Source organism: Curtobacterium sp. B18 (genome assembly GCF_000333375.1).
Classification (GTDB): domain Bacteria; phylum Actinomycetota; class Actinomycetes; order Actinomycetales; family Microbacteriaceae; genus Curtobacterium.
This window is the reverse complement of the sequence record NZ_BACZ01000583.1, coordinates 1-5,638: the sequence shown is the minus strand read 5'-3', so window position 1 is coordinate 5,638 and position 5,638 is coordinate 1. Positions and strand designations below refer to the sequence as shown.

6 protein-coding genes are annotated in these 5,638 nt (G+C 71.3%); 2 read left to right on the top strand and 4 right to left on the bottom strand.

Annotated elements, in window-relative coordinates:
- A partial coding sequence (locus I5E_RS15745; protein WP_022907824.1) for an SDR family NAD(P)-dependent oxidoreductase occupies positions 1-990 on the bottom strand: 990 nt, incomplete at its 3' end.
- Between the two features lie 194 nt (positions 991-1,184).
- Between I5E_RS15745 and I5E_RS15740 the strand changes: the two genes are divergently transcribed.
- Entirely contained in the window at positions 1,185-1,946 is a 762-nt protein-coding gene (locus tag I5E_RS15740; protein WP_148286998.1) for a hypothetical protein, read from the top strand.
- A gap of 9 nt (positions 1,947-1,955) precedes the next feature.
- Here I5E_RS15740 and I5E_RS15735 read toward each other — a convergent pair whose 3' ends face one another.
- Positions 1,956-2,738, bottom strand: a complete 783-nt coding sequence (locus I5E_RS15735) for an endonuclease/exonuclease/phosphatase family protein (RefSeq protein ID WP_022907822.1) — start codon at positions 2,736-2,738, stop codon at positions 1,956-1,958.
- A gap of 25 nt (positions 2,739-2,763) precedes the next feature.
- Entirely contained in the window at positions 2,764-3,324 is a 561-nt protein-coding gene (locus tag I5E_RS15730) for a sigma-70 family RNA polymerase sigma factor (protein ID WP_022907821.1), read from the bottom strand.
- A 48-nt stretch (positions 3,325-3,372) separates the two neighbouring features.
- Between I5E_RS15730 and I5E_RS15725 the strand changes: the two genes are divergently transcribed.
- A complete protein-coding gene (locus I5E_RS15725; RefSeq protein WP_022907820.1) occupies positions 3,373-4,020 on the top strand; it encodes a TetR/AcrR family transcriptional regulator in 648 nt (215 codons plus the stop codon).
- On the opposite strand, the gene I5E_RS15720 is transcribed toward I5E_RS15725, so the two are convergent.
- Positions 4,013-5,533, bottom strand: coding sequence for an LCP family protein (locus tag I5E_RS15720; RefSeq protein WP_022907819.1), 1,521 nt, complete (start codon positions 5,531-5,533; stop codon positions 4,013-4,015). The genes I5E_RS15725 and I5E_RS15720 overlap by 8 nt on opposite strands.
- Between the last annotated feature and the right edge of the window lie 105 nt (positions 5,534-5,638).

Here is a 5,638-nt window from a genome sequence, read left to right as displayed (position 1 = left end):
GACGCCGTCGACCATGGAGAGGCCGCGCTCGACCTCGCCACCGAAGTCGGCGTGACCCGGGGTGTCGATGACGTTGATGGTGATGGGGCCGTCCGCGCCGAACTCGGTCGCGTGCTTGCCGTTGTAGAGCACCGACGTGTTCTTCGCGAGGATCGTGATGCCCTTCTCGCGCTCGAGGTCGTTCGAGTCCATCATGCGGTCTTCGCCCTCGAAGTGGGCGTCGAACGAGTTGGTCTGCGTGAGCATGGCGGGCTGGAGCGGGGTCCAGATGGGACCGGGAGCCACGGCATTGACGCGGATGCCCTTCGGCGCGAGCTGCGCGGCGAGGCCCTTCGCCAGGTTGTTCACGGTCGCCTTCGTCGCGGCGTAGTGCACCAGGTGCGGCGACGGTGCGTACGCCTGGATCGAGGTCGTGTTGATGATCGTGGAGCCCGGCTGCAGGTGCGGCACCGCGGCCTTCGTGATCCGGAAGGTCGCGTAGGCGTTCGTCTTGAACGTCTCGTCGAACTCCTCGTCCGAGATCTTCGTGATGTCGTCGACGTTCTGCTGCTTGCCGGCGTTGTTCACGAGGATGTCGAGCCCGCCGAGCTGCTCGACGGCGTCGGCGACGAGCTGCTCGCAGACCTCGAGCGAGGTGATGTCACCGGGCAGCGCGACGGCCTTGCGACCCGCCGCCTCGACGAGGGCGATGATGCGGTCGGCGTCCTCCTGCTCCTCCGGGAGGTACGAGATCGCGACGTCGGCACCCTCGCGGGCGTAGGCGATGGCCACGGCCGCGCCGATGCCCGAGTCGCCGCCGGTGATGAGCGCCTTGCGCCCCGCGAGCCGACCGGCGCCGCGGTAGGTCTCCTCGCCGTGGTCGGCGGGGACGTTCTCCGCCATCTCCTGGTCGGTGCCGGCCCCCTCGAGGTACTGCTCGTCCGGCTTCTTGTCGGCGTACATCTTCGTCGGGTCCTGCATGCTGTACTGGTCGATCTGCTGGTCCGTCATGTGGCCGACGGTACGCACCCGTCGCCGCTCCACCGCCCAGCCGGCTGTCCCCCGGCCCCTCCGACGGTGCGCGCCACCGGACCCCGGTCCGGGACCGTGACGCGTCACCGACGAATGTCACGGTCCGGTGACGGCCCGGCTCCGATTCGGTAACACCCGTCGTCCAGGACGGTCCGGCGTCGTACCGTCGAGTGGTGACCTTCCGGACCGTGCTGGCGCTGAGCGCCGCCGTGCTCGCCTTCTCGGCCGGCACGGTCGCCGTCGACGGCACGGTCGGCACCGGGACCGACCGGGTCACCGCCGCCGAACTCGGCCCGGGTCCGGTCCCCCACGAGACCCCCAGGGTCACGACCGCGAAGCTCAAGCGCGTCGACTCGATCGAGCTCGACGCCGAGTCGCTCGTGTTCCGTCGCGGCGACAAGATCGTCACCGAGGCGTCGATGCGCGACGCCCGCACCATGGTCGGGCTCCTGAACCGCCTGCTCGGCACCCCGTCGCGCACGCAGACGGCCGAGGGTGTCGGCGGCGCCTGCTTCCCGTCCGGGACGACCTACACCTGGGGCGGCGCCGTCCGCGTGGCCGCGCTCACGACACCGGCTGCCGCCGGCAACGCGGTCGAGATCCGGGTCCTGCGGGACAGCGTGCGCTCCCGCACCGGCGACGAGGTCGAGCTGCACGGGCCGGGCGGCGTCCAGGTCGGCGACGACCTCCGCGCCGCGATCGAGGACGCACCGTCGACCGACCGCATGTCCCTCGGTTCCGACGACGCCCGCGCGTACCAGCTGCTCCTCGAACCCGGGTGGGCCCCGGAGCACGACGAGTCCGACCGCTCGGATGACGGCGACACCGACACCGACAGCGACCTGGGCACGAACGGCGTCTCGGCCCTGACCGACGACACCACGGTCACGGTGCTCGGATCACCGATGCCGGTGCACGCCAAGCGCTCCTGCTGACGGGCGCGGTCAGATCCGCAGCGTCGCCACCACCGGGAAGTGGTCGCTCGCGAACCACGTCTCCGGGCCGTCGTGGTCGATGACGACGCGGTCGACCCCGGCGATCCCCCGCGTGTAGACCCAGTCGATGCGCTCGCCCGAGTCCACCGGCGGCTCCCAGTCGTTGAACGTGGCCGTCCGGTCGGCGGGGTCCCCGCCGACGAGCCAGGCGTCCTCGAACCCGGCTGACTCGAGCACCCGTGACGCGGCACCCGCTCCCGCGGGCTCGTTGCAGTCCCCGGCGACCACGACCGGGCCGTCCGCCGTGCTGAGGCGCTCGACAAGGAGCGCGGTGCTCCGCGCCCGGACGTCGTCGCCGTGCGGACCGACCTCGTGGTCGAGGTGCGTCGTCAGGAGCGTGAAGGCCTCGCCCTCGGCATCGAGGAACCGCGCGTGGTTCGCCACGCGGGGGAACACGCTGCCCCAGGTGTTCGACACCGGCTCGTCCGGGGTGTCCGACAGCCAGAAGGTGCCCTCGTCGACGGGCCGGAGCCGACTGCGTCGGAAGAAGACGGCCGCGTGCTCGCCGGCGGTGCCGCCCTCGCGTCCCTGACCGACGTCGCCGTGGTCGGGGAGCCCGGCCCGGAGGTCGTCCATCTGGTGCGCGAAGGCCTCCTGCACGCACACGATGTCGGGGTCGTGCCGCCGGATCACGTCGAGCAGGACGGGCAGTCGAGCGGGCCAGTCGTGGGCGGGATCGGGGTTCTTGACGTTGTAGGTCATCAGGGTGATCGGACGCGCTGCGTTGCTCACCCGTCGAACCTACCCACCGCCGGACTCAGGGCACCAGGACCCGCCGCAGCGCGACGACCCCGTCACGCGCGCGGGTCTTCGCCGTGCCGACCGGCACGCCGAGTCGCTCGGCCAGCTCGGGCCCGGACATCCCGACCAGGTGCCGCAGGACGACTGCTTCGCGCTGACGACCGGGGAGCGCGGCGACGGCACGGTGCAGTGCCACCCGGTCGAGGACGCTCTCGGCCCGCTCGACGCTCGCGTGGTCGACGAGTTCCGTGTCCCGCGCACCGATCCGTCGGTCGCGGTCGCGGTCCGCCCGGCTCTTCCGGACGCGGTCGATCGCCCGACGGTGCGCGATCGTCCGGATCCACGCGATCGCCGTGTGCGCCGGGTCGAACCGGTCGGCGATCTGCCAGAGCTCGAGGAACACGTCCTGGACGACCTCCTCCGCTTGCCACGGGTCCACCAGCTGGTGACGGACGTACCGTTCGACGAGCGGCCGGAAGCGCTGGTGCAGCCGGGTGAAGGCGTCACGGTCACCAGCCGCGACGGCGAGGAGCAGCGCGCGTTCTTCGTCGCGCTCGGCGAGCAGGTCGTCGTCCACCCCCTGAATGTCACGTACGGCAGATGTACTTGCAAGTACACTCTGGACATGCGCCGGTCACCCGCCCAGCTGCCCGCTCGCCGCAGGACGCCGAAGGGCCTGGCGACCCGACGTCGGATCGTCGACGCAGCGGCCGGACTCATGCTGACGCGCGGCATCGCGGGCACGACGCTCGACGACATCGGCGCAGCCGCCACCGTCGGACGGTCGCAGCTGTACCACTACTTCGTCGACAAGCAGGAGCTCGTGCGCGACGTCGTCCGGCAGCAGACCGACGCGATCATCGCCCGCCAGGGCCTGGACGACGAGGACCTCACGACCTTCGACGCGTGGCAGCGCTGGCGCGACCGGACGGTGCGGGGTGCCGAGGCGGGCGGCTGCGTCGGTGGCTGCCCGCTCGGGACGCTCGGCTCCGAGGTCGCCGAGCGGGACACCGACACCCGGGACCTCGTGGCCGCCGGGTTCGCCCGCTGGGAGCAGGCGTTCCGCGACGGCCTCGGCACGATGCGCGACCGCGGCCTGCTCGACCCCGACGCCGATCCCGCGACGCTCGCGACGGCCGTGCTGGTCGCGCTCCAGGGCGGCCTGCTCCTGGCGCAGGTCCAGCGCGACGTCCGACCGCTCGCGATCGGACTGGACACGGCCCTCGAGGCGATCCGTCGGCACGCGGCCGGGGCCGGGGCCGGCGTCAGTTGATGCAGACGCCTTCCTTGCCGTAGCTCTTCACGTCGGTCGACGACGGCTTCGGCTCGGAGGACGCGGACTTCGTGGCGGCGGGCTTCGACGCCGTCGACCCGGCCTCGGACGAACCGGAGCCGGCCGCCGGGCTCGAGGCACTGCTGCCGGCCGCGGGGACCGGGGTCACCGTCTTGCCGTCCGAGCCGAGCACCAGCGTCACGCCGGTCACCGCGCTCGTCCGGACCGCGACAGCGCCGGGGACGACGTTCACGACCGCCTTGGCCTGCTTCTCGAGGCCCGCCGGGTACTGCACCTGCGTGGCCTTCGTGAGGTCGGACGACCCGGGGGTCCCGACCTGGAAACCGCGCGCCGTGAGGACCGTCCCGGCTGCGCTGGCCGCACCGGTGACGCCGCTGCCGTTCAGCACGGTCACCGAGGTCGCCGCGGGCTGCGCGCGGCCCGCCTTGGTGTACTCCTCGGGCTCGCCGACGAGGTTCTGCACGAAGGCGGGCAGGCCGACCGTGTCCACCTCGACGATGGAGAGCGGCGCCCCGTTCACCGTGATCGTCGGGGTGCCGAGGGTCGGGATGGTCGCCGACTGGATGTTCCCCGGACGCAGGTTCCGCATCTGGGACGCCAGGTTGATCAGGTCGGTGTCGGTCTGGATCGAGCCGCCGACGGCCTTGAGGATGTTGCCCATCTTGATCGGGTTGAGCAGCGTCCCGGCGGAGAGCACCTTGCGGGCCTCCTGCGACAGGAAGTACTGCTGCCGGACGTTGCGGTCGAGGTCGCCGTTCGGCAGGCCGTGTCGCTGCCGGACGAACGACAGCGCCTGCTTCGCGTCGAGGGTCGAGTTCCCCTTCGGCAGGTTCACGCCCGAGTACGGGTCGTTGACGGCGTTGTTGAGGCAGACGTCGACCGGACCGAGCTCCTTGACCACCTGGTAGAAGCCGAGCAGCGAGACGCGCACGTAGTGGTCGATCGTCAGGCCGCTGAGGTTCTGGATCGTCTTGATGAGCAGCTTCGCACCGCCGGTGTCACCACCGCCGTTGAGCGTGCCGTAGTAGAACGCGCTGTTGAGCTTGCCCTTGCCGACACCAGGGATGTCGACGTAGGAGTCGCGCGGGAACGAGATCATCGTCGCCTGCGATCCGTCGGCGTTGATGTGCAGGACGATCATCGTGTCGGTGTTCGTCGCGCCGCCGTCGGACGTCGTGCTCAGCTCCGCCATCTCCTCGGGCGTCGCGTTGTCCGGCCGGTGGTCGTCGCCGACCAGCAGGATGTTCTGCGCCTGGCCGTCGACGTCGTCCTTCTTCGTGGTGCTGCCGGTGATCGCGTTGATCTTCGTGACGCCGTTCGACAGCGATCCGTAGGCGTACGCGGCGTAGCCGCCCCCGAGTGCGAGGCCCATGGTGAGCACACCCGCGATCGCGGGGAGCACCACCCCGCCGCGTCGCTTCTGGCGGCCGTGCCGCGGAGGCGTGAAGCCGCGGCGGCCGCGACCGATCGTCTGCTCGGGCTCGTTCGTCACCCGCAAACCATAACGGGCGGATGCTCTCCGAACATCAAACCTGCCTGGCAGGTCGCCGCGATCCCGCCGTCGCGCACTGACGGACCCGCGCACTGACGGACGGGA